At 36.6% G+C, this 465-nt stretch carries 1 protein-coding gene; it reads left to right on the top strand.

Features of this window, described 5'->3' with window-relative positions; translation table 11 throughout:
• Positions 1-465, top strand: a 465-nt coding sequence (locus HMPREF2658_RS06435) for an SdrD B-like domain-containing protein (RefSeq protein WP_176747424.1), incomplete at both ends; no start/stop codon positions are given.

The following is a 465-nucleotide window of genomic DNA, read 5'->3' as shown; positions in this document are numbered from 1 at the left end:
TTTGGTACGACAGTAATAAAGATGGTAAACAAGATTCAACTGAAAAAGGTATCAAAGATGTTAAAGTTACTTTATTAAATGAAAAAGGCGAAGTAATTGGAACTACTAAAACAGATGAAAATGGTAAATATCGTTTCGATAATTTAGATAGCGGTAAATACAAAGTTATTTTTGAAAAGCCTGCTGGCTTAACTCAAACAGGTACAAATACAACTGAAGATGATAAAGATGCTGATGGTGGAGAAGTAGATGTAACAATTACAGATCATGATGATTTTACAATAGACAACGGTTACTTCGAAGAAGATACATCAGATAGCGATTCAGACTCAGACAGTGATTCAGACTCAGACAGCGACTCAGACTCAGATAGCGACTCAGATTCGGACAGCGATTCAGACTCAGATAGTGATTCAGATTCGGATAGCGACTCAGATAGCGACTCAGATTCAGATAGCGACTCAG

The organism is Staphylococcus sp. HMSC062H10 (assembly GCF_001836945.1).
Taxonomy (GTDB): Bacteria; Bacillota; Bacilli; order Staphylococcales; family Staphylococcaceae; genus Staphylococcus; species Staphylococcus aureus.
Note: the sequence above shows the minus strand (reverse complement) of the source record. Positions and strands in the feature narration are given on the sequence as shown.